Genomic DNA, 24,076 nt, shown 5'->3' with positions numbered 1-24,076 from the left:
CCTCCTTTATTTGATCATAACTGACAACAATTTTTGTATTTTATAATTTTCTAATTTCAAATGCGAAATTTCTTTTTTAATTTTCTGAAGAGATAAATGTTTCATCACAAGTAAATATTGTATTACTCCGGCTTCAGTTAATTTTTGTTTTAAAATTTTAGTATTCATTGAAACAAACACATCTGGATTTTCATATAAACGCAGAAGTTCTACTGATTCTTCATTAAAACGCTTATTCAAATATAAGTATGCCAATGTATTTTTTTTCTGAACAAAATCGTTATTTAAGTAAAATAAACCTTGGTAATCATTTTCGATTTGTGAAATAATGCCGAGCTCATAAGAATAAGACACAACGATTGGATCGATTTTTCCAGTCGCAAGCATTACTCCCATAACACATGGCAGTGCTGTTAGCGAACCCGATTTATTTTTAATCATTTCAAGACATTCTTCTTCTGTTTGCGGAGCATTAACGATGTCATCATGCTGGCCTTGAATAGATTTTAATGCAAAATTCAATATCTCTTGTGAAAATTGAGGATCATGACTGGATTGACTCATAATTTGTATACTTAGCGTATAAAGAGCAGTCACTGAATTTAAAGAAATAGGCAAGTCTATCTTCATCCATTCAGCATTTAAGTTATCTCTATCCTCTAAGTCATCATAAATATCAAATGACAATATTAACAATTCAATTCCGGCAGCTAACAGTTCAATTGCCTTCTCGTCCTGTCCATTGAAAGCTTGATAATGATGAAAAGCCAATTCAGCAAACTCAAACGTACCTTTGGATTCAATAAAATTTTGAAGATATCGATTCAAATCCTCATTAAATATCTTTTGGCTTACAATCTCCTTCATTTTCATCTTGATCAGAGTAGTATCTAAACACATTTGCTCAATAACGACTTCCCCCTCCCATTCCATTTTACTAAATGGCGCCCAGGTTGGACAGCGGGTTTTTCGTTTTTTAACAATCATATAATACTTTATCCTTTTATTGTATGGGAAAGCACAAAAAAAAGACTTGTTTCCAAGTCTTTTTCACGAAATTTTCATTGCATATGTGAATTTATCGAGCTGATCAATGCTTTTGTTAATGTTTCGTAATGAATCTGTCGTTTCTTTGATATCAAGTTCGAGTCGGAATAATAATTGTTTTACTTCTTCAAGTTTTTTCTTTTCCACCGTTTCCACACTCCTTTTTTTGAAAGATCAATGAATTGTGTATGGTGAACGAGTCCTAGGTATTTGATCTGTTATTAATAGTGTAAACGGTTTTGCGTTATTTTTCACCGAAAAGTATGCAAAAAGTCTATGCGTGACACCGCAAATATCAATAGGTCAATATTCACTAATTGCTCATAAAGAGAACGGGACTATTGCTCTAAGTTTATAAGCAAATGTTTTGAATGGATATTGCAGAAAATCTTGCCCCCATTGGTTTTTCAGTGTTTTCTCAATTCTTCCACCAAGACTATAGTCCTTTGCGTTTCTTTTTCAAAATTCGATACGCCGACATGAATGATTCCTGACCGACAAACACCGAAAAGACCGCAACTCAGGTTGGGGCCTTTTTGCATTGTCATATCTTTTATGGCAGGGTCTATACTAATATAGACGATACCCTTCGAGAAGAGGTGCCGAATGAGATACCCCATTCCCTGTTATCATGTGAATCCATCAGCTGTCCGCCTATATAGAGACGCTTCTTGGCGTCCGCCCGCTTATCCGTCAGTGAATACAGCATCCTTTATTCGCTCCGCAAAAGACGCTGCGGGGCTGCTTGCGGATGCCCAGCTTGTAATTTATGGCATTGCGGCCTCACCCGAACTGTCACGCCGCATTATCGCCGCTGCGCAGGAGTCTAAAACAGAAACTGTGAAACGGCTGATTCGGCAAACAGGCGTGAAAAGCAATCTTGATGTCTCCTTTAATCCAGATGGGATTCATATCAGCCTGCTTCATTCGCGCAGCCGTTTTGTTGTTGCACTGCAGTGGTCGTAAGCAGAACGTAATACAATTTTAACCCTTTTCGCCCATAAGCTTATCGCACCACTCTATGGCTTCCAGATAACATTTATATGCATCTTCTCTGTTTAGTTCACGGTATATTTCTTCGCAGCTGTCCCATTTGTTGCACTCTATCAGCTTCGCCAGCTTAAGAATGTTATAATAATCATTTTCGTGCCCCAGCAAAGCTTGTCCGACCTCGTCCATTAATGGCAGTTCTTTCACGATATCTTCTATTTCTCTATGCAGCAGTGTGTCTATTAAAGAAAACATTCCGATCAGCATATATGAGGATGGATGCGGGCGGGCTGTTTTTTTTGCGAGCAGTTCGCAGAGCTTTGCTCTCATTAAAGAGATTTTAATAACCTCATGTTTGCTTGAATTTCCTTTTTTCTTTAAATCTTTAAAAGAAAGAATATACACCCATCTTTTTATTTCATTAAAGCCAAGCAGCATAATGGCCTGCTTGATGCTTTCGATTTTTTGGGTCAAGCGGGTGTGCGATGAATTTAAGAACTTTAATATTTGATAGGATAATGATAAATCCCGTTCTATGTATTCTGTGACACGCTGTATATTGGGCTGTTCCTTGCTCAATTCATTCAGCAGCTCGTAATATGAGTGAAAATGAAACGACAGATCATGTCCGCAGATCACGCGCGGTTCACTGAAAAAGTACCCTTGAAACAAATGAAAGCCGTCTGCCGCAGCCTGCTCATACTCTTTGCGGGTCTCCACTTTTTCCGCTAAAAAGCTCAGCCCTTTGGATCTATAGGTCTGCATAATTTTTTTTCGTTCCACTCGCGATGTCTTTAAAAAGTCTATTTTTAAGATATCAATATATTGCATCATCTTGTGCAGCAGTTGTTCATCCGTTGGGTTTATGGTATAAAAATCATCCAGCGCTAAGGTATACCCCATTTTTTTCAGCTGTCTGCATCTTGAGATCAAAGCCGGGGTGATCGGAATATCTTCAAGAATTTCAACGACGAGCTGATTCGGATTGAAGGAGGTGGGGAGATCTGAAAACATCAGGCTTTCGGTAAAGTTTACAAAGCTGCGTTTTCCTTCTGTCAGCTTCTCAATCCCGATGTTTAAAAAACTGTTAATGATTAAATCGGTTGTTGCTTGATCGCCGTCTGCGGCCGAGTAAACATTCTCTTCACTCTCTCTGTATAGAAGTTCATAAGCGACAACCTGTTCTTTTATATTAAAAATAGGCTGTCTTGCAACAAACACCCTCATTGATTTATCCTCCTTAGCATAGGCGCATTCCTTCAATCTTAAGTATATCAAATAAATTGGCGAATCTTGTCTAAATATGAAAAATAATATTCAAATCAAAAACAGACCTTTCCGCGTCAGAAAGGTCTGTTTCATACTTATTCAAGCTCTTCATCAAGTTTGCTTTTCACTTCATGAATGCGCTGCATTTTATTGCTCCAGCACTCTTCACTCAAGTCGACCGGATATTCTTCCGGCTTGCTGATTCTCTTATATTCTTCCCACAAAAGCTTAAGATTGTCTTGTGCATATTGCTGGATGTCCGTAATTTCGGGGTTTTCATAGCAAAGGACGCCCTTGTCAAAAATTTGTTCATGAAGGTCTTTCGCGTAAAAGTTCGTAACGAATTTGCTGATGAACGTGTGAACCGGATGAAACATCTTCAGCCGCTTCTGATCATTCACCTGCTCGTCGTAAAGCGCCAGATAATCTCCTTCAGAATGGTGATTCAATTTATTGATGATGCGGTATACTTTCTTTCTTCCCGGTGTGGTCACTTTTTCCGGATTTGAAGAGATTTTGATCGTATCGACCATTTTACCGTCTTCTTCAATCGAAACAAGCTTATACACCGCGCCAAGAGCCGGCTGATCATAAGCTGTAATGAGCTTCGTGCCGATTCCCCAGATATCAATCCGTGCTCCTTGTGATTTAAGGTTCAAAATGGTATGTTCATCCAGATCACTTGAAGCTACGACTTTAGCTTCCGGAAATCCCGCTTCATCAAGCATCGCCCGCGCTTTTTTTGAAAGGTAAGCCAAATCGCCGCTGTCGAGGCGGATGCCGATAAAGTTAATGCGGTCTCCGAATTCCTTTGCCACCTTGATCGCGTTCGGCATTCCTGAACGGATCGTATCATAGGTATCCACTAAAAATACGCAGTCTTTATGGGTCTCCGCATATTTTTTAAAAGCGGTGTACTCATCACGATAGGCCTGGACAAGTGCGTGTGCGTGTGTGCCCGAAACCGGGATATTAAAGCGCTTACCGGCTCTGACATTGCTTGTTGCGCTAAATCCGCCGATCAGGGCCGCTCTCGCTCCCCACATGGCCGCATCCATTTCATGCGCCCGTCTCGTGCCGAATTCGAGGGCCTCTTCATTGCCTACGACGCCTTTAATCCGCGCTGCTTTTGTAGCAATTAATGTTTGGTAATTCACAATGTTGAGCAAAGCCGTTTCAATCAACTGGGCTTCGACAAGAGACGCTTCCACACGCATGATCGGCTCATTGTTAAAAACAAGCTCGCCTTCTTTCATGGAATAAAGCGAACCCGTAAACGTCAAGCCGCGCAAATACTCGATAAAATCTTCTTCGTACCCAAGCTCCAGTCTTAAATAATTGAGATCGCTCTCGGTAAACTTGAAATTTTCCAGGTATTCAATCGCTTTTTCTAGTCCGGCAAACACTGCATAACCGTTTTCAAACGGAAGCTTTCTGAAAAAAAGCTCAAAAATCGCTTTCTTTTCATGAATGCCGTCTCTCCAATACGTTTCCGCCATATTAATTTGATAAAGATCTGTATGTAATGACAAACTGTCATCTTTAAAACCATGCTCCACCAATTTATTTCCCCTTCCTTACTCTGCCACTTTCGCTCCGATGCTATTTGCAAAATGGGAAAGAGCCCAAGTGTGCCCTTCAGGATTAAAGCTTGCGACAGCATGTTTGTGAACAACAATCCGAAAGCCCTTGTTGTACGCATCGACAGCTGTGTGCAACACACATATATCGGTGCAGACTCCGGCTAAGTGCACCTCTTCAATCTGCCGCTCACGCAGTTTCAGCTCTAAATCGGTACCCGCAAAAGCAGAATATCTCGTTTTTTCCATATAGTATACATTTTTTTCGTTCTCATGTTTCTGATAAACAGGCAATAGCTTTCCGAACAGCTCTTTTCCTTCCGTTCCGTTTACGTTATGCGGAGGAAAAAGCCGGGTTTCCGGATGATATGCATCATCTTCTTCATGTGAATCTACGGCAAAAACGACGTATTCACCATTTTTTATAAAGGCCGCTGTCAAACTGACGATTTCATCTTCAATCAATCTGCCTGGCTCTCCGCAAGTCAATTTGCCGCCGCTTGCAACAAAGTCATTCGTATAATCAATACAAATAAGTGCTTTTTTCATAGCCGGCCTCCCCGCCATCGGTATGAGAACATTATATCTTATCTACAGTTGTAAGTGAATTGGCAACTGAAAAATCAGTAAAAAGACAAACCGTAAGTTTGCCTCTTTCAGGTTTTCAGAACCGACCGTTTAAAAATATCGTCCTGAACATATATGGCATCTCGATTAATCGCCTGTTGCTCAACAATGACGAGGCCTAAAGGCGTATTGAAATGCAGGTCTGATATGATAGAAAAATGCATGCCATTCTGGCGGGCCATCTTCATATACGGAGAATAAGCCGTATAATTCAGCTCACCATTTATTAATAGAGACGCTCCTTTATTTTTCTGAATCGCCTGCCTCACTTCTTCGTAGGGTTTGCTCCTCAGAACCTGTCCTTTCGTTAACGCAATAATGACTCTTTCCCGAAGTGAGCCTAAAAATAAGTGCCGTTCATCAGGTTTTGTTTCCAAAGGCCCATACATCCCCTGCTGCAAATAGAGATCAATTGTTTCGTCGCTCAAAAGCCCGTCCTCCTGGTTCAGATAACATGATGTGTGACCGGCATGATGCCGGACTCAATGATTCGAAATCAATATAGCCCACAGACAAGACCGCTTGGCATGTCAGCCCCGCCCTCAGTACTCCCCGATAAGGAGTATTCCCTCGTGCGGCGGAGGCTAAACTGATCTGCGGAATGCTTGTCCGCCTGATTACATTTCAGTTACCCAATGAATGATTTTTTTCGTCAATTCTAAAGCCGGCTCTTCTTCTGTCAGACGCCGTAATGACACCTCCAGCCTTTCAGAAAGAGAGGCTTTCTCTTCTTCATATGAGATGATTGTGCTCCATTCCAGCTGGGGAACGGCGACAAGTGTATGAAATTCTTTTTTATTTTCATGAAGATAGACGTCGCCGATCATGCCGATTTGTGCAATGATGTTTGCTTTTCTGATTTTCATAAGACTGCTCCTCTAATAAAAGACTATTCATATTATACTATAAAAAAGCAACAGCCTCTTATCAAGGCTGTTACCCGTTAAAAGATATTGTCTCGTCAATCACATCGGCGTCGCTGTAATATGTTTTGCTGTAACGGTTGTTTACTTTCATAAAATCACCGCTGTGAAACGCACCGGATCCCGCGCCTGTTTGATCAACGCTTTTGGGGGAAATGGCAAAAACATCGCCGAAGCTTGCCGCGGCATCTCCGGTTAATGACATGATATAGATCGGCCCTACAATTGCAGGCATACACACACCTCCCGCGCTTATTTCAAGCATCATATGCGGATGGGCTGAAAAGGTGCCCGCGTCTTATAGGCGTGAATGATCCGCTTCAAGCTTAGATCGCTGGCGAAGCTTAATGAGCCGGACAATATTCAGGAAAAACGCCTTTAACACGGCGTAAACCGGCACAGCCAAAATCATGCCGAGAATACCGCCAAAGCTTCCGGCCCCGATTAACAAAAGGATAATCGTTAATGGATGGGTATTCAGTCTTTTTCCGATAACAAGCGGTGACAGAAGATTGCCGTCAAGCTGCTGAACGACCACTACAACAATGATCGCAAAAAGCGCTCTAGCCGGTGAATCCATCAGCCCGATGATGACTGCGGGAGCCGCACCGAGAAATGGCCCGACATACGGAATAATATTAGTGACTGCCATGACGAGTCCGAGAATCAAAGCATACGGCAGACCAATAATGGAATAACCGATAAAGCAAGCGGTTCCGACAAAAAGACAGATCAGCAGCTGGCCTTGGAAATAAGCAGCCAGCGTATCGTATAAGTCTTTAAAAATCTTCATTCCCTCCGTCCGATAAGAGGCGGGCAATATTTTGACAGCCAAGTGCGGAAAACGATGGCCGTCCTTCAGCATATAAAAAAGGATAAACGGAACAGTGATAATGACAAGCGTGATATTCGTCACTACGCCAAAGACCGCTGACAGGCTTGATGTAATATTTTGCGGCAGGCTCTGGAGAAAACTTGTCAGTGACTGTTCGATTTTTGATATCGACACGTAATCTTGATTCATCATCCATGTAAACCACTGGGAATGGGATAAATCATTTGTTAAGCCCTGAATTTGTTTTATGTATTCAGGAAGATTTCCAAATAATCCGGAGATTTGGGACGTAAGAATAGGCCCGACCGTCGCAAATACAAAAACAAGCAAACCGATAAACAGTAAATAAATCAATAAGATTGATAATGTCCTCGGTATTTTTTTCTCAAGCAGACGGACAACCGGATTGAAAATAAAAAATAAGATCCCTGCAATTAAAATCGGAAAGAACAGCGTAGAGATAAAGATGATAAACGGCTGAAAAATAAATGACACTTTCGTTGATACAAGGATAATGAGCAATACAAATAAGATTTGCAATGTCCAAAAGTGAACTTTCGATTTCAACAAGCTTTTTCCTCCTAGTTTTTTCGATCTTTTCTGATGAAAGATCGGACTGGTACTATGATTGTATCAAAAAAAGGAGGCTGTCAGTACTCCATGTTTTAAAGAGTTCTTTAAGAGCATAGCCATCTATGCAGGATGAGGTGCAAATCGCGTTTCTTTGCGTTATAGCGTGCAACAGAAAAATAGGACATCCCCGGAAAACCGGATCGTCCCTTCTTCCTCTTTCTATGCCGCCTTCCTTTACACTCTTTCGCTGTAATCCGGCATAACGGATACGATTTGCCCGATTCTGACTAAGAAAGCGGAACCGCCGCTGCCTTCAATAATGATATGGTCCGGATTGACTTCTTTCAATTTCCCTCTGACGATTTCTTTTACAGTCTGAACAACGAACCTGGAGCCGATCAGTTTTTGGATAGTTTGATATACGTAAGGATCTACTAAAGACACCAATTGCGGACTTCCCTGATGAGCCATTTCTTTTAGTCCCCTTTATTTCTTGGTTTACCTCAGCATATGCCTCGAATAAGGCATATGACATAGGCAAACCGCCAAGAAATGAAAAGGAAAAGGAAGAGATTCAACGCGGAGACAACTAAGGGCGGGATACATGACGGGAAACGGTGTCGCCGTTGGGTTATGTAAAAGCGGAAGGCCGAAAAAGGCCTATACTGGCTTTGTTATGGGGGATTGGGCTTGGTCGATTAACTGATCAAGCTTTTGAATTTTTTTGAGCGCGGCCGTGTGATCTATTTGACGGTAATGATGATGTCCGCCAGGTTCTTCATCCAGTTCGTCCGCTTTTTTCACAATTTGCTGCAGCGTGTTTTTATCCAACTCGCCTTCAGGCAAATAAGAATCAGTATGAAGCAAAATGGCCAGCGCCACTTCTTTTGCCGCTTTAGGTTCTTCACCAAGCCGAATCAGCAGCTTATGGGCGCGCTCCGCACCTTTGATGGCGTGAATATCATTTCTTCTGTACTTTTCATAATCCCATTCACCGTCTGTGTACCATTCGTAATGTCCGATGTCATGCAGCAGCGCCGCTTTCGCAGCCAAATCAGGACTGACACTCGCTTTTACCGAAAGACGATACGCATGAAAAGCGCAGGCAATCGCATGAGCCACACCGGAACGCTGTAAATATTTTTGTGCAACTGGATGGGTGAAGACATCCATTAATGTAACCTTTCTCATGGAAACCCCTCCTTTATATATTTTTAGAATCCTAACATATCCTGAGAAGAAACTCAATTCTTATGTCACATCATTTTGCCTTATATCCTCATTTCCTATACGGCAAAAAGTATGTTTCAGTCAGTATATGCACCCGACTGGAGAATGATTGGACATAAGCCGGCCCCGAGACTGCCCAATTCTCCATATAAAAAAGAGCGGGATGTCTCCCGCTCTACAACAACTCTTTTATACTATATATACGCCCATTTTCCACTTCATCGCCTAAAAGAGATAACAAGGTGCCTGCGATAAATTCCGGACTGCGCAGGTTTCCTGTCTCATTCAGCTTTTGAAACCGTTCGATGTCATGAAAATCTTTTTTTGATGATGAGCGGATGACCGCCTGCATATCGGTGTCCATGACGCCTGGGGAGAATGAAATCATTTTCACTGGAAGACGTTCGTCCTCTTGTTCATATCCGAATGTTCTCGTAAACATATCCAAACCGGCTTTTGAACTGCAATATGCGCTCCAGCCTTTGTATGGGTTCTTCGCAGCCCCGGATGAGATGTTTACGATCGTTTTCTCACCCTCAAATGTGCTAAAGCGTTTTGTGAACATCTGGCTTAGCAGCACGGGAGCTGTCAGGTTGAGATCATAGTGGCGCTGCAGTTCTTCCAGCGACGCTTCTCCGGCCCTTTTAATCGGCGTGACCATTCCGGCGTTGTTGATCAGTGTGACGGCGGAGAAGTCATCAGGCTGTATGGATTGAAGCAGCGTGTTAAATTGATGCTCCGCTTCCTGAAGATTCGTCAGGTCGATTTGATGCTGTGAGAGCCTCTCATGGCTGATCCTGCTTTCCGATCTGGATAAGGCATGCACCTTGTGGCCTTTTTCTAAAGCTTGTTGCGCAATCGCTTCTCCTAAGCCCTTTGAAGCCCCGGTGATGATATAAAGCTGCATGGCAATTCCTCCTTCCTGGTTTATTTTACGTACTGCAGAATGGGAAAACAAGCATCTGAACTTAACGCTTTTTGTTGTCTTGCAGCGTTACCCTCGGAATGAGGAAGATAATGCCGGCAATTCCGAGCAAAATCAGAACTGTGTATATCATCGGCAGCAAAAATGATGGTTTAGCCGTTTCATCCGTTTGACTTTGAGCTGACTTTACAGCCGGTTTTTCATCAAACGTAAGTCCCAGCTGTTTCGTTTGGGCTTTAATAGTGTTTGAATCCTCAATATCAGATGAGGTGAACAGCTCTTTTTTCAGCTCAGCGTCGGGATCTTTTGACGGCAGTTCAAATGTTAAATTTTTTTGCTCTTCAGGCAAAGCCGTTTTTTCTTCATAATAGGATTCTTCATGTAAGTAATCTGTATTGATCTCAACATCTTTCTGTTGATACTCATTCGGTTTTACATCTGTATTCTCTTCAGTTACGGCGGCGGCGGACGGAATGAAAAGGAAAAAGGAGAGCATAAAAAGCATGATCCCCTTTTCCATACACCACTTATACGTCATGGGTTTCTTCAATCTCCGCCGTTTTATCTGCCATCAGCCGAATAACCAGCGGCAAAGCCACTGTAATCAGCGTAATGATCAGTAAAGCAGTGATTCCCATCGTAAACAAATGGCCCGTTCCGTACTGAATGTCGATATATACTTTTGAAACAGGGTTATCGAAGCTGAAGTTCGGCATAACCAAATCAATCAGCGGTGCGACATAGAATAAAATCATAGCCGATGACGCGATCCAGCCCGCTATTGATCCAAATATAAATGCCGCCCGAATAAAGGCCGAACTTGCAACCAGAAGCAAAATTGTAAAGATTGACCACTGAATCGTCTGATCGTCAGGAAGTGAATAGATATTAAGCCCGAACAAGCTGATCATCAGTCCGACCAAAATGTTCAGAATACCAAAGAGCGCACCTTTTACAAGAATCGGGGCATTTTGATAATACGAGCTGAAATATCCGATCAGCAGACTGCTGATTAAAATAATGACGAGTATCACAACCGGCGGTACAGTCTGTGTCCGTTCTTCAGGAACTTCACCGCTGATTTTGAGCGGATTCGCCAAATAGTCATAGACATACCCGTTGTTTTGCCCGTCGACGAGCGTGTTGCCCAAGATTCCGTAGACATCTTTACGCACAAGCTTCGTGGAATCCACATTTTTACCCCAGTTGTTATTTAACGTATCTGCTTTCGTCTGTACTTCATTTACACTCTCTTGCATGTTGCTGGTGTAATTAATGATGCCTGACTGGCGGTCAGATAATGAGCCCATCATGTCTGAGATCTGAAGCACTTTTTGCCCTACCGTATCCTGTACAGTAAGCGCCATCGTACCCGAGAGGCCGCCGTCATTAAATGTGGCTGCTTCTTGAGCCGCGCCGCTTGCCAACTGATCAGAAGCATTTGCCGCGCTTTCAGAGATTTTGGAAAGCTCATCTAACACGCCAGACTGCTCGTCTCTGATATAGTTGCTGTAGTTGCTCGCAAACTCAGTCATGCCTTCAATGAAATTGTCGATGTCTTCATCGGTAGCCATCGTATTGTTTTTAAGATTCTCCCAGCTTGCGGTTTCTTCCGGTTTGATGGCTAGGATTGATGTGACGTTTCCTTGTTGGCCCTCAATGGCACTGCTTTTTGCAGCAGCATCAATGGTTCCTGATAATACAGAGTCATATACAGATAAATATTTATAGTATTTCATTAAAGCAGAGATGCTTTCTGTATTGATTTCTCCATAGAATTGAAGCTGATCTTTATATTCTAATTCGCGAATTGCAGTGTAAATCCTCTCAAACTCCTGCTTTCGTTTCTCTTCGAGTCTTTCGAGTTTATTATCGAGCGTTTTTACTTGGTCTTTCAAATCGTCAATTTCATCATTAAGACCATCCATATGATCTTGCAGTTCTTTGAGTTTCTTTTTCAGCTCTTCATTATGCGTATTTTCTTTTTCTTTAAGCTCTTCTTCAATTTTCTTAATTCGTGCTGATGCTTTGCTGAGCTGTTCTTTTGCTTTGGCGATATCAGAATCGCTTCCTGCCTGATCTTCATCCTCTGGCTGTATCGTGTCTCCGCCGCCTCCGGTATCACCAGAATCTCCGGTTCCGTCTTCATTTGCCAGCTGGACAAAATTGAGTGCTGAATCAGATGACGCAGTTTGTTTGGCAGATGCATTTGTTTCGGTTTCTCCGCTGTATGACTTACCGTTAGAGGCGTCACCGTTCTGATCTTCGCCGGCAGTCCCCTGCTGCTGGTCCTTATCCTCCTGAGTCCCGCCGTCCGTTTGTCCGTTGTCCCCGGTATCACTGCCGTTATCGCCGTTCCCAGCGTCTCCCTGTTGATCATCAGGACCGGGACCAGGAGTGCTTCCGTCATTCGGTTTTTCTGTCGTTGGATCTTCTTTTTCAGGCTCCTTCAGACTGTCTGAAATGTCCTGAATGTCGGCGGCGATGTATTTCAGTTCATCACGCTGTTTTTCCAGATCAATTTTCAGTTCTTCCGGATCTTCTTTTTTTGGATCTTGATTTTTATCGTCAGAACCTTTATCTTCATCCGGAACCGGGTCATCTTTCGCAATCGTGAGCGCTTTACGCGCGTCAACGAGCTGACCATACACTTGGTTTAGCGCAGTCTGTCTTGATGCGGCTTGATATTGATTGATAAGTTCGCTTTGTATCTTCGCCATTCCAAATTCCTGCTTAGGCACCTGGCCTTCTCTGATTTGCTGGGTAGCTGCCAAAACTGTGCTTGTTTGCCCAAGCTGGGTTTTCACTTGGCTTATGCCTGTAGACAGTCGGCTCATCATCTCGCTGAACTGATTAGCTGCTTGCTGTGCTTTGATCGCGTCAAGTCCGGTTTGGATTTGTTTTTGGTTTGAATCTTGTGCCGCCAGTAGCAGCTTCTTTTGATTTTCTTGATATTGTTTGTATTTCTCAACCGTTTCGACGAAGTCTTTCATCACGCTTTTCGCTTCGTCTGCTGTTGTCGCTTTTTCTTTCGTTGTGCCTTGCGCTTCATTCATTGATTTTTTCAGCTCGTCGATCAGGTCTTTTTGGCGTTTGATCTCACCTGCTAAATCATTGGAGCTCGGTTTATAGAAATTGTACATGACATTTTGAAATTCTGATTCTTTGTTGACGATGTTGTCAAATTCTTCTCTGACATTGTCAACTTTCTGCGAGACAAAGTTCCAATATAATGTCGACATTTTTTTGTTCATGGACTTTTGGGCATCCTCAAGCTCACGCTGCACCTTTTCTTTGTTTACGGCATTCAGATTATCCTGAACACTGAATTCCAGCGTTGCTTTTTGCGGGCGCTCTTGATCATAGCTCAAAATATTTTTCGAAAAATCAGAAGGTATATAGACTACCGCATCATACTTTTTGGATGCCAGTCCGGTTTCAGCGGCGCTTCGGTTGACAACCGTCCACGAGTAATCGGGGCGCTCGCCTAAGACAGCTGCCACCTCTTTACCGAACTGTGCCGATTGCTCATCCTCTTCATCCGCCGACACTTCTTCATTTAATAAGCCGGTATCTTCATTGACCACGGCGATTTGCCGTGTTGCGTTTATTTTTTGCTTTGTCGGGTCGTCTCCGATAAATCGGAAAAACAACACCGGCAAAAGCAAAATGATGATGATGGCAGATATTAATTTGATCACGCTTTTTCGTTGTTCTGTCATCTTGCATTCTCCCTTTCCGCAGAACATAAAGGAATTTGAACTTTTTGCTCCTTCCCGTTTTCAACAATGTAGCCAAAGCCCGGCTGGATGTCTGGCTCTTGTCTCTGGTAAGGGAGAGGAATCACATTTTGTTCAGATTTTTTCATCAGAAGAATCGCATGGCGAATCTGCTTCATTTCTGTCGTCAATGAATCATAGCCTTTTGAGAATTCACTGTGATTTCCGCCCGGGATAAAGCTGAAGCCAAGGTGGGCGTAAGATTTCATAAACAGTGCCAGCTGATCCTGGATTCTCGTGTCGATGGTTTGCTGGAATCTCGTGATGCCGTCTATCATCAGCACAACTTGTGAGAAACGAAGGCTGGCGGCATCTCCCTGCCGAACGGCTTCTAAGTACATTGCTTCTCTCGTTTTGAAAATTTCTTCGGCAGCATCGATCCATTGCATGATATCTTCTTTCGTTTCCAGATAGGACACGTCCGCTTCTTTTGCATACTGCGACATACCTCTGTCAATTGAATCAAACAGGCCGATCAGTTCAGTCTCATCATCTATCAGGTGTTCAAGCATCACTTTCATGACATTTGTTTTTCCGCGCTGCGTCTGCCCCAAGATGAGACAGTGCTTATGTTTCGCCAAATCAAAATACACCGGGCTGACTGTTTCTTCATCAAGGCCCATCGGAATAGATAAAGGCGCGCGGTCTTTTTTGAAGCGGACAGAAAATTCTTTTGATGACAAGGTTTCCGGCAGCATCGGAATCGGCGCCGGAGACTGGTGCGAACTGTAACGCTCCAGAAGGGCTTGAACGTCCGCTTTTAATTCATTAAACATGTCCATATCATTATCTGCTTCCACCGGCAGGAACATCTGCGCGAAATAAAGCTCTTCTTTGTTAATAATAACGCGCCCGGGGATCGGCTCCAGGCTGAATTTCGGACGGCCATAAATGGAGTAGCCCTCAGACTGATCCATTAAATAATGAACGACCTTTGTTTTTAAGTTGTTTAATAACGATTGGCGGACAGCGTTTACCCGTGTCGCTGTCAGCATGAAATAAATCCCTAAGCTCTGCCCGTCACGGGTGATTTGGATAAATTCCGATTCAAGCTCATGCATTTCGTCCTTCACGATGTCAAAATTGTCAATCGTGATGAAAATGAACGGAAGCTCTTCTTCGCTGATCGCATTGTACATTTTTATATGGCTGATTTCTTTTTCCCTGAACAGCCTTTTTCTGCGGTCGATTTCTTCTTTGATCCGAATCATGAACTTTTCGATTTTACGTGTTTGATCCATCAAAAAGTAGTCCGCTGTATGCGGCAGCTTCGCTAACGGGAGCAGCGTTCCGTTGCCGAAGTCAAAGATGTACATATGCAGTTCTTCAGGCGTGTACCCATCCGCGAAATTCATTAGGAACGTGGTCGCCGCGATGGATTTTCCGTAGCCGGACGATCCGAAAATACCGATATTCCCATCATCCATCATCGTATAAGCAAGCGGCGTTTGGCTTTGTTTATCAGGCTCATCAATATAAGCAAAATGAAATTGCCCTTTGTCTTTGGATTGGAAGAGAGTGCGCGGAATTCGTTCCGCAAGCGGCGGCAGCCATGGACTTGGCAGCTTCTCGATTCCCATCTCTTCCTGGATTCGTTCGATTTCATCAACAACGGCTTCAATTTCAGCCTGTGTTTCTTTTTTCGCAAGCTCGTCCGTATCAACTTCAGAAAGCGGGATAAGCCCAGTGTCCGTCACAATGGCGATTTCGTCCTCAGTGCCGTACACTTCCTCCAAATAAGGTGCTCCGCTCCACGCGGATTGGAACAGCTCGTACACTTCGTTGTTTCCGACCTGCAAATACCCCCGTCCTGTTACGGTAATATTTGCGGCGTCGCTGTTCTTCAGAATTTCTTTACTGTCGCTCGCATCCTGAACCTTGAGCGCCACTTTAAAGCGCGAGTTGCTCCAGATTTGATCGTCAATGATTCCGCCAGGCTTCTGCGTCGCCAAAATCAAATGGACTCCGAGGCTTCGGCCGATACGCGCAGCACTGACAAGCTCCCTGATAAAATCAGGCTCCTCGCTCTTCAGCTCGGCGAATTCATCTGAAATTAAGAACAAATGCGGCATTGCGATATCTGTTTTCCCCTGTTTAAACAGCTTTGTATAATCATTGATGTGATTGACTTGATACTGATCAAACAGGCGCTGCCGTTTTTTTAATTCGCTTTTAATGGAAGCGAGCGCCCGCATGCTGAAGTTTTTGCTTCCTTCGATATTGGTGATCGTACCGAGCAGGTGGGGAATATTGCGAAACGGCTGAGCCATGCCCCCGCCTTTATAGTCAATCAATAAAAAGGCCGCTTCATGCGGATGAAAATGAACCGCAAGCGATAAGATGTAGGTCTGGAGAAATTCACTTTTTCCGGAACCCGTTGTCCCCGCAAGCAATCCATGCGGCCCGTGGGCTTTTTCATGGAGGTTCAGATAGACAATGTCATCTTTCCCTTTGTAGCCGATCGGAACGGACAGCGACTTCGTTGATTCGCTAGTTTTCCATTTTTGCCGGATTCCGATTTCCTTGACTTCCTTTGCATGAAACAGTTCTAAAAACGATACCGTTTCAGGAATGGAGTTGGTAATGCCGACTTGATGATTCAGTGTTCTGAGCGTTCGTGAAAACCGTTCGTTGTCTTCCCGCTGATGATGGTCAAGCTGAAACGGAATCCGCACCGCTTTTTTCTTTTGGATTAAAATATCCCCTTCCTGCTCATTGATGTAGCGGACAAGGGTATGAATATTTTCCGATAAGCTTTCCTTTGTTTCCGCGGCAACGATCGTAGAGATGCCGAGATGCTCGTGCCGCCCTTCTAAATATTCTAAGATGACATGCTCTGAAATGAGCTGCTGGTTCGTAATCACAAATACAAAGTGCGGTTTAAACAGCAGCTTTTCTTTTTCCTCTTCCAAATCGCGCTCTCTCAACACTTCGTAAATGGAAGATAAAAGCTGGTCGCGGGTTTGTTCATTGTATATAAAGCCCTTCGCATAAATATGAGGCATTTGGAATTGAGGCAGCCACTTCATCCATTCCCAGTCTTTATATTCATGCTCATGGAAAATGAAGACGAACCGCAAATCATGATAGCTATTAAAGAAAGCCAGCTGTCCGATCAGTTGATGAATTTCGTTTTTCACAATTTGCGATTTTCCCACAAGCCCCATTGGCCCTTCTGCCAAATCAACCGTAACAGGCGCTTGGCGGATCTCCTTATATACCCGCTGCATGTGTTGCGATTGCTCCATTAAATGGTCGATATCCCGGTTTGCCAGGTCTCCGCCGCTCATCGAAATTTCATAGCTGGACGGAACCGTTCCGGTCCCGAGGCGGAGCTGAAGAAAATCAGCGCTTTCCAGTGATTTTTCCCAAATGCGGTCGCTGATTTCTGTGGTGAGATGTTTCATTTTTTCAAAAGAAGGGAAATGGAATTCCAACACTTGCTTTTGTTTTTCAGCCAATTCCTGAAGCTCTTTCCGTTTGTTATCCAGATAAAGCTTATAGACACGCTCTCGTTTTTCTTCCCGTTTTTTCCGCTGGCTTTTTTCACGGAAATATTGAACCGTCGACGTGATAAGGGTCATCATAAACATTGCCAGAGACACGATGATAAAGATTCCGCGCGGCTGAATGAGGGCAACAATCCCCATCACGATCAGCATGACAATAGGCGGCAGGATAACAAGCCACAGCCCTCTGTTGTTTTGATCGCTTTCTTGTGAAGGAAAGCTGAATGACACTCGGTCTTCAGGAAGGTCATAAACCATCCGCGGTGTTCTCCGGTATTGCGGATATTTCTTTTTCATTTCCGAGCTTGGCTTTGCCGTTTCCACTAAAGTTGTTTCATATGGTTCATAATGCATAATCTCCAAAAGATCATGTTCCACAATTCTCATTTGAATAAAATTCCAAAATAGCTCATCTCCTGCCTGAAGCGGCGTATCCTCTTTCACCTTCTCACCATTCAGGAAAACGTCCTGATCTGCCGGGATGACATTCCAGCACCCCATCGTTTGAAGCAATGAAAAAGCGCCTTTACCAGGAAAAGCAGACTCATTTCTCTCTTTATAAACGTCGGCTTTTTGAACATCAGATGAACAAGTGATTTCGTTTTTTTCACCTACATAGAAGAAAGACGCGCCCTGCTGATCGTCTGTCAACAGCAGCCGAACCTCCTGCTGACCGGACTGCAAAGAAAACCATTCTCTTAAGGACAAAACGCCGAGTCGGTCATTTCCCAGGAAAACTTCATATTCATCATCCTCACTCCTGTGAAGAGAAACAGCTCCGTTTTCAAACGGCATACTGAGGATGGTGACGGAATCCTTCACATCACGTCCGATTGTCACCGGCTGGGATATCGGGAGATCAGACAATTTTATTTTTTGGAAGTTTTGCTGATAGAAAATCCATAAAAGACTCATATGGCGAACCTCCTCGCGGCCTTAGCACAGCATGTATCAATTTGCACATTTTGAATGAAGCTATTTATCATCTTTTTTCTCATCTTTCTTATCATTCTTATCTTCTTTTTTCTCTTGTTCTTGTTTTTCTTTCTCTTCCGCTTTCTTTTTCTCTTCCGCTGCTTTCGCCTCTTCTGCGGATGTTTGTTCGGCTGTATCGCTTTGAGCGTTTTCAGTGTCTGATTCTTCTTTTTGTTCATTTATTTCTTTATCTGCTTTTTCTAGCTCACTTTGTACAGAGTCGAGTTCTTTTTGTTTTTCTTCATCTTTCATACTGTCATCTGCTAATAGTTCTTGTTTATATTTAATGAGGCCTAAACCTATATATGGGTTGTATTCAAGCTTGCGCCCGATGCTGATTGCTTCTTTGTTATCGCCTCTTCCAATATCAATCCAATACAGAAAATGCTGAGGGTCTGATTGAAGCGTGACCAGATTTTGAATGTTTTTCCGTTGGTTCTCACCTAGTTTTTCAACCGCCACGTATGATGAAGCCAGTTGATACTGCACCGATTCCGGCAGGCTTTCCGCATCGTATTTGGACAGCTTGCTGATGACTTCACTGTATTGCTTATTTAAGAACGCGCGGTTGCTCTCCACAATCGCTTCATGCTTCGGCTGGGCGAAAAATAATGAATACATGGCATAAATCAGCGACGGAACGAGCAAAACAATCAGCGCCAGGCCGATATACCTTTGGATGCTCCACTTTTTTCTCGGGATATGTATGTATGTCTTCTCTTTAGCTTCAAGCTGATCAATGTTGGTCTGAATGAGTTCAAGCAATTCATCAGCCGTTTTCGCGTTTAATATTTCCTTTGCTGCCGTTGAAAAGGTCATCGTTTCGCTGAATTTAAGATAGTCTTCAAACGCAAATTCGCCGTCTACAGCCAAGGCTGCGGCAGCTTTCAGTTCGTTCCACACTCTCTCCTCGTCATTGTCATATGGAGGGATGCTTTCTTTCACTCCATAATGAAGGAAGTATGGCGTTAAGCCCTTGTTGAATACGATATTTTCCGGTGCGACAATCAGATGAAGCCGCTTCATGGTGTGCTGCTGGACAGCCTGAACGAGCTGATAGGCGAATTGCCACTTGCTTTTTTTATCTTTAGCTTTGATAGAGCGAAATTCTTTGTATGAGGGAGGAGGTTGGACTGTGATGATCACTTCATCTTCTGTGATACCGATCTCTTTATGAAAAAATGGATTAACATCTTTAATCACATTTGCTTCGAGACCGTTCAGAAGTTTGATTTTTTCCCGCTGAAAGGTAAATGTATAGCCTGTTTCCGTCTTTGCGGTTTCAGCTTCTAATTGGTTTTCTAAATAGGACTTTTTTTTATCTGACATTCAACCAGATCCTTTCATAGTATTTCAAGCCGGTCTCCGCTTGTAATGCCGCAGTCAGATAATTTGCACTCTCCAGAAAACACTGTTTCCTTATTTACCACTCTGACCCAATAGCCTTCTCGCGGAGGAAGTGAGACGCTTTGGGCCTGCCAAGCGATGTCAATCACTTTTTTCACCGGGTGGTAATCTGACAATCTGAGGTCGAAGACACTGCCGTTATAATGTTTCAAATCTATGGTAATATCAATATACATTTATAATCACCCTTACATAGAAAGAGCGCCATCTTCTTTGAATCAGGCGCTCCTTCGCTTTCATACTATTATCCGCGGATTTGGCTTGCGATATCTTGGTCAGTAGACTCAAGAGTGTTTGCTGTTTGATCAAGCTGCTGATTCACATCTTGAAGCAATTCTGACATTTTGATGAATGAAGGTTTGAGCTGCTCATATTGATCTGCGAACGCTTCACTTGAAGCACCTTCCCACATTCCTTTTAAATCGGAGATCATTCTGTTTAAACGATCTACCTGATTCATTACTTCTTGACTTTCAACGCCATATTGCTTTGCCATTGCTCTTAGCTCTTCGGGTGTGACACGAATAATTCCTGACATATTCCTCATTACCTCCTGTGCCATCAGCCTAAATATGGGCTAATTCACTTATTTTTAGAACGTTTCTATTATAAAAACAAGATTTCGGTATAGTCAAACAAATATGTTTTAATTTTACAAAATGAGTCCATTGGGGTATCTCTCTTTACGTAAAAATTCCATAAAATATGAAACAAATAGGTTTATTCTCTTACATATTCCTTCTTTTTCCGATTAGTTCAAAATACCCAATCACCGCCGTCTTTTTAAAAAGGAAGCTTTCAGAAAAATTGAGGCCTCTGCACCAATTTCAAAGAGATTCATTGCGCATGTCTTCCTCCATCCGAATAACCCTTCGTTCATCAAGCAGACAAACAGGCCGTGTCAGAGGATTTTTGTTGATTTCCCCAAACAACTGCACACATAATAAAAGCAGGGGATGGCATCTTGCCAACAACATATGAAAGCTATGAAAAAGTAGGGATATGTATGACCAATCTAAGTGATCCGTTTAAATACAGTTTTGACAGGCTTGAGGATGTCGCCGACCATATCAGCGAGGTTCTACAATGCCCCATTACAATAGAAGATGTTAATCACAAGCTGCTGGCGTACAGCACCCACAGCGATTGTACTGATCCGGCCCGGACGTCGACGATCATCGGCAGAAGAGTGCCCGAAAAGGTCATTAATAAATTATGGAAGGACGGGACGATTCCCGCTTTGCATAAAACGGACCAGCCGATCAGAGTGAAGGAAATTGATGAGGTCGGCCTAAGCAACCGCGTGGCCATTTCCATTTGGAAAAACAATCAGGTGCTTGGTTTCATCTGGGCGCTTGAAATTCAAAAGACGCTATCGGACGATGATTTGCTGACCTTGCAAATGGCTGCAAAAGCGGTGCGGAATAAGCTCCTCAATCTTCAAATCAGAAAAACAAAAAATGAAGAACGCAGCCAAGAATTCTTTTGGAAAATGCTGACAGGTCACATACATGAAGAAAGTGAAATGGCAGAAGGATTTCATAAGCTCGGGATGGCGGTCCCTCCTGTTTTTTCTGTCATGATTATTCGCTTGCAAAGCGAAATGACTGAGAAAAAAGAACGGCAGCTGCAATATTTACAAGAGACCACCCAGCAGGTCCATGTATTGCTGGCAACTGCGGATTATAATGAACTTATAATTTTAACAGCTCCCAAAAATGATCAGCCCTTTAAAGATTTGAAGCAGTTTGCTTTCCGCATACAAAAACAGCTGACAGACCGTTATAAATTGGAGGACGCTTCAATTGCTTTCGGCGGGATATACGAATCAATCTCAAATGTATACCGCTCCTATCAGGAGGCTCTCGCTGTCTTAAAGGCAAAAGAGCGATTTGTGAGAGAAACCAAACACCTATTCAGCTTTTCGGAGCTGGGCATTTATCAGTATCTCGATGTATTAGATGAAAAACGCAAGCATACCGGATACTTCAATTACTCTCTGGCAAAGCTGGAACAGTACGATCAAGAGCATCAATCAAACCTGGTTGAGACCTTGGAACGGTTTATAGACGCTGACAGCAACGTCAATACAGCCGCAAAAGCTTTAAATATTCATGTGAACACGCTGAATTACCGGCTGAAGAGAATCAGCCAGATCGCTGAATTCGATTTAAAGAATATTAATGAGAAATTCACGATGTATCTGGATATCAAGCTTCGAAACACTCATTTGTGAAATTTCACAAATCGGTGTTTTTTTATTTTCTTTTTCAAACAAAGAATTTTCTTAAAAATCGGGATACACTAATAGCATAGTAACTACGCAACAAATGGGAGGAATCAGATATGATTATCGGAGTTCCAAAAGAGATAAAAAACAATGAAAACCGTGTCGCTTTAACGCCGGGCGGGGTTTCACAGCTCGTCAGCGGAGGCCATCGCGTATTCATCGAATCTAACGCCGGGCTTGGAAGCGGATTCGAAAATGAAGATTATGTATCTGCAGGCGCAGAAATCATCGCGGACGCCAAACAGGTGTGGGATGCCGAGATGGTAATGAAGGTCAAGGAGCCTCTTCCTGAGGAATATGTGTATTTTCGCGAAGGGCTTGTTTTATTCACCTACCTTCATTTAGCCGCAGAACCTGAACTTGCAAAAGCATTAAAAGATAAAGGCGTAACTGCCATTGCATATGAAACGGTAAGCGACGGGCGGTCATTGCCTCTTCTCACGCCAATGTCAGAGGTAGCGGGAAGAATGGCAGCACAAATAGGCGCGCAATTCCTTGAAAAGCCAAAAGGCGGAAAAGGCATTTTATTAGCAGGCGTGCCTGGAGTTTCCCGAGGAAAAGTAACGATTATCGGCGGAGGAGTGGTTGGTACAAACGCAGCGAAAATGGCTGTCGGGCTGGGTGCTGATGTTACGATGATCGACTTAAACGCTGACCGTTTGCGCCAGCTGGACGATATTTTCGGCCATCAGATTAAAACGTTAATCTCTAACCCCGTCAATATTGCAGATGCTGTAGCCGAAGCGGATCTCCTCATTTGCGCCGTATTAATTCCCGGTGCAAAAGCTCCGACTCTCGTTACGGAAGAAATGGTCAAACAAATGAAAGCCGGCTCAGTGATTGTTGACGTCGCCATTGACCAAGGCGGTATCGTGGAGACTGTCGACCATATCACAACACACGATCAGCCGACTTATGAAAAACACGGCGTTGTGCACTATGCTGTTGCAAACATGCCGGGAGCTGTGCCGCGGACATCAACAGTGGCATTGACGAATGTAACGGTTCCTTACGCTTTGCAAATTGCGAACAAAGGCGCTGCTGCAGCAATAGCTGAAAATCAGGCATTAAAGGCCGGATTAAACACAGCGAACGGCCATGTGACATATGAAGCCGTTGCAAGAGATTTAGGATATGATTATGTATCCGCCGAAAAAGCCTTACAGGACGAGTCTTCTGTAGCAGGCGCTTAATAAAACGTTAGCTTGCAGATTCCATTCTGCAAGCTTTTTTTGTAAAATATGCTCTTTTTCAAAGGAAAAAGGAGATGGCAGGCCGAAATAGATGATTATACTGAAGGTAAAGGGGGATTCGTATGGCAGTTCAACAATATGGAGTGTTAAAAGGAATCGTTTCAGACATGAGAAGAGAAACAGATGATGACAGTCCGCATTTCCAAGTAGAAGTGATTGGTGAAAAGGATACGCGTTATAGATGTGCGATTAATGTGATGTCCAGTTCTGAAGAGTCAGAGGTTTTGTATCTGGCTGATGATCAGTTTGATTCTAGCTCCATCACCTTACTTCCGAACCTGCCGTATGGATATATAAAGATTGATGCCGCGAATCGGGATCTTGCTTTAGACTATGTGCGGGGCAATCTTTTCGATTCTGCAAAAATGAAACCTCTCCCTCATGAAGTGACGGGGCCTGATAATGACTTAAATGATTTTATTGAAACCTACATGCAAAAGGCCAAAGAAGAAAAAGCGCCCGTTTATATTTACGGCTCAAAGTTCGGACCAGAACAGGCGCCGGATAAAATTTTTGGTTTTACCCCGACAAACGGGATGCACAATATTCACATGAACCAAGGAAACGCCATGGATACCCGGTGGAAAAAAGATAATGGCTCATGGCATGATGGAGGCATTTTGATACAATTTGCCGACCAATGGGCGGCAGTGTTTTTAGCTTTCTTATCACAATCTTGGTGTACTGACGAGGAGGGCAATCCTGTAGAGGATTGTGACCATACACATCAGAAATATTAAAAAAACGCTCCTCCCTTTCGGGGAGCGTTTTTTTATGGAGTGATACGCGAACCGCAAGATCCTTATAAAAAAGAAAGACTGCCGGCGTGATGCCGGCAGTCTTCTTTAAGATACCGCCTATAGG

The 24,076-nt window shown here is 43.2% G+C and carries 22 protein-coding genes; 4 read left to right on the top strand and 18 right to left on the bottom strand.

Annotated features, from left to right (window positions below):
* Positions 1-6 precede the first annotated feature (6 nt).
* Both AXI57_RS04600 and degQ read right to left on the bottom strand, forming a co-directional pair.
* Complete coding sequence (locus AXI57_RS04600; RefSeq protein ID WP_061669434.1) at positions 7-867, bottom strand: polyprenyl synthetase family protein; 861 nt, start codon at positions 865-867, stop codon at positions 7-9.
* Between the two features lie 183 nt (positions 868-1,050).
* Positions 1,051-1,194, bottom strand: coding sequence for a degradation enzyme regulation protein DegQ (degQ, locus tag AXI57_RS04595; RefSeq protein ID WP_003327149.1), 144 nt, complete (start codon positions 1,192-1,194; stop codon positions 1,051-1,053).
* A 459-nt stretch (positions 1,195-1,653) separates the two neighbouring features.
* On the opposite strand from degQ, the gene AXI57_RS04590 reads away from it, so the two are divergent.
* Entirely contained in the window at positions 1,654-2,013 is a 360-nt protein-coding gene (locus AXI57_RS04590; RefSeq protein ID WP_061669361.1) for a YuzC family spore coat inner layer protein, read from the top strand.
* An 18-nt stretch (positions 2,014-2,031) separates the two neighbouring features.
* Here the strand turns inward: AXI57_RS04590 and AXI57_RS04585 are convergent, their stop codons facing one another.
* From AXI57_RS04585 to AXI57_RS04510, 16 genes are all read right to left on the bottom strand, one after another.
* Positions 2,032-3,264 (bottom strand): EAL and HDOD domain-containing protein, encoded by a 1,233-nt coding sequence (locus AXI57_RS04585; RefSeq protein WP_061669360.1) that lies wholly within the window; start codon positions 3,262-3,264, stop codon positions 2,032-2,034.
* A 137-nt stretch (positions 3,265-3,401) separates the two neighbouring features.
* Positions 3,402-4,868, bottom strand: coding sequence for a nicotinate phosphoribosyltransferase (locus tag AXI57_RS04580; protein ID WP_141292162.1), 1,467 nt, complete (start codon positions 4,866-4,868; stop codon positions 3,402-3,404).
* Between the two features lie 15 nt (positions 4,869-4,883).
* A complete protein-coding gene (locus AXI57_RS04575) occupies positions 4,884-5,435 on the bottom strand; it encodes a cysteine hydrolase family protein (RefSeq protein WP_061669359.1) in 552 nt (183 codons plus the stop codon).
* 107 nt (positions 5,436-5,542) lie between these two features.
* Positions 5,543-5,941: a YueI family protein gene (locus AXI57_RS04570; protein WP_003327144.1), complete on the bottom strand. Its 399-nt coding sequence runs from the start codon at positions 5,939-5,941 to the stop codon at positions 5,543-5,545.
* A 189-nt stretch (positions 5,942-6,130) separates the two neighbouring features.
* Positions 6,131-6,379 carry a YueH family protein gene (locus AXI57_RS04565; protein WP_061669358.1) on the bottom strand — a complete coding sequence of 83 codons (249 nt, stop codon included), beginning with the start codon at positions 6,377-6,379 and terminating at the stop codon, positions 6,131-6,133.
* Between the two features lie 70 nt (positions 6,380-6,449).
* Positions 6,450-6,671 carry a spore germination protein gene (locus AXI57_RS04560; RefSeq protein WP_003327142.1) on the bottom strand — a complete coding sequence of 74 codons (222 nt, stop codon included), beginning with the start codon at positions 6,669-6,671 and terminating at the stop codon, positions 6,450-6,452.
* A gap of 63 nt (positions 6,672-6,734) precedes the next feature.
* The gene (locus AXI57_RS04555) at positions 6,735-7,841 is read right to left on the bottom strand and encodes an AI-2E family transporter (RefSeq protein ID WP_010789794.1); all 1,107 of its coding nucleotides are present in this window, start codon (positions 7,839-7,841) and stop codon (positions 6,735-6,737) included.
* Between the two features lie 237 nt (positions 7,842-8,078).
* A complete protein-coding gene (locus tag AXI57_RS04550) occupies positions 8,079-8,315 on the bottom strand; it encodes a YuzF family protein (RefSeq protein WP_061669357.1) in 237 nt (78 codons plus the stop codon).
* A gap of 189 nt (positions 8,316-8,504) precedes the next feature.
* Entirely contained in the window at positions 8,505-9,035 is a 531-nt protein-coding gene (locus AXI57_RS04545) for an HD domain-containing protein (RefSeq protein WP_061669356.1), read from the bottom strand.
* Positions 9,036-9,249: 214 nt separating this feature from the next.
* Positions 9,250-9,981, bottom strand: coding sequence for a (S)-benzoin forming benzil reductase (locus tag AXI57_RS04540; protein ID WP_061669355.1), 732 nt, complete (start codon positions 9,979-9,981; stop codon positions 9,250-9,252).
* Positions 9,982-10,042: 61 nt separating this feature from the next.
* Positions 10,043-10,519 carry a type VII secretion protein EssA gene (gene essA / locus AXI57_RS04535; protein WP_010789796.1) on the bottom strand — a complete coding sequence of 159 codons (477 nt, stop codon included), beginning with the start codon at positions 10,517-10,519 and terminating at the stop codon, positions 10,043-10,045.
* Positions 10,520-10,526: 7 nt separating this feature from the next.
* Positions 10,527-13,721 carry a type VII secretion protein EsaA gene (gene esaA, locus AXI57_RS04530; protein ID WP_061669354.1) on the bottom strand — a complete coding sequence of 1,065 codons (3,195 nt, stop codon included), beginning with the start codon at positions 13,719-13,721 and terminating at the stop codon, positions 10,527-10,529.
* On the bottom strand, positions 13,718-18,202 hold the full coding sequence (gene essC, locus AXI57_RS04525; protein ID WP_061669353.1) for a type VII secretion protein EssC: 4,485 nt from the start codon (positions 18,200-18,202) through the stop codon (positions 13,718-13,720). The genes esaA and essC overlap by 4 nt, the downstream gene beginning before the upstream one ends.
* A 60-nt stretch (positions 18,203-18,262) precedes the next feature.
* On the bottom strand, positions 18,263-19,591 hold the full coding sequence (essB, locus tag AXI57_RS04520; protein ID WP_061669352.1) for a type VII secretion protein EssB: 1,329 nt from the start codon (positions 19,589-19,591) through the stop codon (positions 18,263-18,265).
* Positions 19,592-19,605: 14 nt separating this feature from the next.
* Positions 19,606-19,845 carry an ESX secretion system protein YukD gene (gene yukD, locus AXI57_RS04515; RefSeq protein ID WP_010789800.1) on the bottom strand — a complete coding sequence of 80 codons (240 nt, stop codon included), beginning with the start codon at positions 19,843-19,845 and terminating at the stop codon, positions 19,606-19,608.
* 68 nt (positions 19,846-19,913) lie between these two features.
* On the bottom strand, positions 19,914-20,207 hold the full coding sequence (locus tag AXI57_RS04510; protein ID WP_010789801.1) for a WXG100 family type VII secretion target: 294 nt from the start codon (positions 20,205-20,207) through the stop codon (positions 19,914-19,916).
* A gap of 468 nt (positions 20,208-20,675) precedes the next feature.
* Here AXI57_RS04510 and AXI57_RS04505 point away from each other — a divergent pair, with 468 nt between their 5' ends.
* From AXI57_RS04505 to AXI57_RS04495, 3 genes are all read left to right on the top strand, one after another.
* Complete coding sequence (locus tag AXI57_RS04505) at positions 20,676-21,905, top strand: PucR family transcriptional regulator (protein WP_003327134.1); 1,230 nt, start codon at positions 20,676-20,678, stop codon at positions 21,903-21,905.
* A 110-nt stretch (positions 21,906-22,015) separates the two neighbouring features.
* Positions 22,016-23,152, top strand: coding sequence for an alanine dehydrogenase (gene ald, locus AXI57_RS04500; RefSeq protein WP_003327133.1), 1,137 nt, complete (start codon positions 22,016-22,018; stop codon positions 23,150-23,152).
* Positions 23,153-23,274: 122 nt separating this feature from the next.
* Entirely contained in the window at positions 23,275-23,952 is a 678-nt protein-coding gene (locus tag AXI57_RS04495) for a YukJ family protein (protein ID WP_061669351.1), read from the top strand.
* Positions 23,953-24,076 lie beyond the last annotated feature (124 nt).

Source organism: Bacillus atrophaeus (assembly GCF_001584335.1).
Lineage (GTDB): Bacteria > Bacillota > Bacilli > Bacillales > Bacillaceae > Bacillus > Bacillus atrophaeus.
The sequence above is the reverse complement of the archived record's forward strand: the minus strand, read 5'-3'. Positions and strand labels throughout refer to the sequence as shown.

Bases quoted from the DNA above. Each gene is read 5' to 3' on its own strand.
- AXI57_RS04600 (WP_061669434.1), bottom strand. From the start codon at position 867: ATGAAGGAGATTGTAAGCCAAAAGATATTTAATGAGGATTTGAATCGA.
- AXI57_RS04590 (WP_061669361.1), top strand. From the start codon at position 1,654: ATGAGATACCCCATTCCCTGTTATCATGTGAATCCATCAGCTGTCCGC.
- AXI57_RS04585 (WP_061669360.1), bottom strand. From the start codon at position 3,264: ATGAGGGTGTTTGTTGCAAGACAGCCTATTTTTAATATAAAAGAACAG.
- AXI57_RS04575 (WP_061669359.1), bottom strand. From the start codon at position 5,435: ATGAAAAAAGCACTTATTTGTATTGATTATACGAATGACTTTGTTGCA.
- AXI57_RS04565 (WP_061669358.1), bottom strand. From the start codon at position 6,379: ATGAAAATCAGAAAAGCAAACATCATTGCACAAATCGGCATGATCGGC.
- AXI57_RS04560 (WP_003327142.1), bottom strand. From the start codon at position 6,671: ATGCCTGCAATTGTAGGGCCGATCTATATCATGTCATTAACCGGAGAT.
- AXI57_RS04550 (WP_061669357.1), bottom strand. From the start codon at position 8,315: ATGGCTCATCAGGGAAGTCCGCAATTGGTGTCTTTAGTAGATCCTTAC.
- AXI57_RS04545 (WP_061669356.1), bottom strand. From the start codon at position 9,035: ATGAGAAAGGTTACATTAATGGATGTCTTCACCCATCCAGTTGCACAA.
- AXI57_RS04540 (WP_061669355.1), bottom strand. From the start codon at position 9,981: ATGCAGCTTTATATCATCACCGGGGCTTCAAAGGGCTTAGGAGAAGCG.
- essA (WP_010789796.1), bottom strand. From the start codon at position 10,519: ATGGAAAAGGGGATCATGCTTTTTATGCTCTCCTTTTTCCTTTTCATT.
- esaA (WP_061669354.1), bottom strand. From the start codon at position 13,721: ATGACAGAACAACGAAAAAGCGTGATCAAATTAATATCTGCCATCATC.
- essC (WP_061669353.1), bottom strand. From the start codon at position 18,202: ATGAGTCTTTTATGGATTTTCTATCAGCAAAACTTCCAAAAAATAAAA.
- essB (WP_061669352.1), bottom strand. From the start codon at position 19,591: ATGTCAGATAAAAAAAAGTCCTATTTAGAAAACCAATTAGAAGCTGAA.
- yukD (WP_010789800.1), bottom strand. From the start codon at position 19,845: ATGTATATTGATATTACCATAGATTTGAAACATTATAACGGCAGTGTC.
- AXI57_RS04510 (WP_010789801.1), bottom strand. From the start codon at position 20,207: ATGTCAGGAATTATTCGTGTCACACCCGAAGAGCTAAGAGCAATGGCA.
- AXI57_RS04505 (WP_003327134.1), top strand. From the start codon at position 20,676: ATGACCAATCTAAGTGATCCGTTTAAATACAGTTTTGACAGGCTTGAG.
- ald (WP_003327133.1), top strand. From the start codon at position 22,016: ATGATTATCGGAGTTCCAAAAGAGATAAAAAACAATGAAAACCGTGTC.
- AXI57_RS04495 (WP_061669351.1), top strand. From the start codon at position 23,275: ATGGCAGTTCAACAATATGGAGTGTTAAAAGGAATCGTTTCAGACATG.